This is a genomic window from Microcoleus sp. (genome assembly GCF_049646505.1).
Taxonomy (GTDB): domain Bacteria; phylum Cyanobacteriota; class Cyanobacteriia; order Cyanobacteriales; family Microcoleaceae; genus Microcoleus.
In genome coordinates this window covers 1-1,704 of record NZ_JBARVX010000319.1, presented here as the reverse complement: position 1 = coordinate 1,704, position 1,704 = coordinate 1, and the positions used below count along the sequence as shown (strand labels likewise).

Genomic DNA, 1,704 nt, shown 5'->3' with positions numbered 1-1,704 from the left:
TTGGATGTTCTCCCTGTCTTGCGGCTGGTTAGTTGGGGATTTTCAGGTGCTTGCCGTTTGCCCCGCTAATCGGCTGTTAGACCGATCGCCCCTAACTTCTATCTTAGGAAGGGTTTTGCCAAAGGGGATGGAACTTTAGGTGAATTTTAGATCCCCACACAAAATTGAGGAGTTCGATCGACTGTTGAGTCGGGAGTTGTAGCCTAAATTTGCGATCGCCCCCGGTCATTTCTTGTGGAGCGATCGGATAATGGAGCGCACTCTGCCGCAGAAACTACCCTGAGCGACATTCCAGAAATGACAATCTGTATCGGAGACGCTGCCAAAGAACTAGGCATCTGAGTCATAACTTTAAGGATGCGGGCAGATTCAGCAAAAATTCGATCGCCAGCGTTCACCTTCAGGTCAAAAAAGATTTTTCTTAACCGATATCAAACGCATTACGCCGGGAGAGTTGAATCAGCTCTGGCGATCGCATCACTGTCAACTGCGCGCCTAGTTTCTAGTCGCGACCAGAAAGAAGATTTAGTGCGCCAAGTGCAAGTATTAGAGGCGTTTAGTGCAGCCAACGGATGGAATTTTGAACCATCCAAAACTTAGGAAGCGGCTTAAATTATCAGAAATCAAAAATACATAAACTGACCTTTTTTACCTGACAAAAACAGTTAATCAAAATTTTAATAATTTGTCTGAGCAATAGGAATTACAGAGAGAAGCAATGAAGATGGAGTGGGGTTTGGGGAACTCCATAATTCAAATTAGGGGTTTCAAATAAGGACACGCTGGTTTCTCGGCACTACCTGTAGAAAAACGAGCGTGTGGGAACATAGCATCTTTCCCACACCCGTTCTCGATCGCGCTTCCTGATTTTACTCGCTTCACCCTACCAATTAGTTGAGTTGTGGCAAAAATTTAGTTAGCGTTGTTATCGTTGATGTCTAGATTTTCTATTGACAATTCTGAATCTTGTGAGGTCGGTATTCGCAGGTTTAGAAAAAATACTATTTGATTGTTATCGATATTTATATTCGTTACATTAACAATACAATTTTCTGGTAATAAATCTTTGACCGGGAATTTAGCAGACGACTGAGTTTTATATCCAGCATCCTCAAGCCATTCAGCAATATTTCTCCAGTTTTCTATCTTTTCAATGCCTTTACCCACAAAGACTTTAACGTATTTATAAATAGTGGCACACAGGTCAGTTTCCACACCCTTGGGATTCTTTTGCAGCTTTTCGGCAATTTCAGCGGGACTGTTGCCACAAAGCAACCCCCGCAGGTGCAGCTTTTCTACGGGGGTGAGAGGCTTTCCTTTAACGGCGGCCAAGTCGGAGTACAGAGTTTTTAAGTCCCAGCGGCTTTCTGCTTCGACGAAGCGATCGTTTGTGGATGCCATAAATAGGTGTGTGTAAATTTCCTGATGGAAGTCTAACATAATTCCTGATGTATATCAGGTTATTACCAGACTCAGGTAGCTTATTATACTTGAAAGCTCAACTTTAAGTGGTGCAGTTTACAAGTCAAAAAGTTGGTGGCACGGCTTTTGAGCGATTACTGATGACAGTTAGCGACCTGACAGGGGAGTGGGGCTGAATTTTGGTAATTTTCTCGCTTAGACTCTAGTTTCGGCTACTGTCGGTAATTTTTTTAATTTATTTTCTGGGTTTTGCATAATTTTGTGGATTTGCCCCTGATATAT

Annotated in this window: 2 protein-coding genes; one reads left to right on the top strand and one right to left on the bottom strand. The window is 42.7% G+C overall.

Features of this window, described 5'->3' with window-relative positions:
• The first annotated feature begins 357 nt into the window (after positions 1-357).
• A complete protein-coding gene (locus tag WBA89_RS16540; protein ID WP_424408271.1) occupies positions 358-600 on the top strand; it encodes a hypothetical protein in 243 nt (80 codons plus the stop codon).
• Between the two features lie 312 nt (positions 601-912).
• Here WBA89_RS16540 and WBA89_RS16535 read toward each other — a convergent pair whose 3' ends face one another.
• Positions 913-1,440 (bottom strand): helix-turn-helix domain-containing protein, encoded by a 528-nt coding sequence (locus WBA89_RS16535; protein ID WP_424408270.1) that lies wholly within the window; start codon positions 1,438-1,440, stop codon positions 913-915.
• Between the last annotated feature and the right edge of the window lie 264 nt (positions 1,441-1,704).

Bases quoted from the DNA above. Each gene is read 5' to 3' on its own strand.
- WBA89_RS16535 (WP_424408270.1), bottom strand. From the start codon at position 1,440: ATGTTAGACTTCCATCAGGAAATTTACACACACCTATTTATGGCATCC.
- WBA89_RS16540 (WP_424408271.1), top strand. From the start codon at position 358: ATGCGGGCAGATTCAGCAAAAATTCGATCGCCAGCGTTCACCTTCAGG.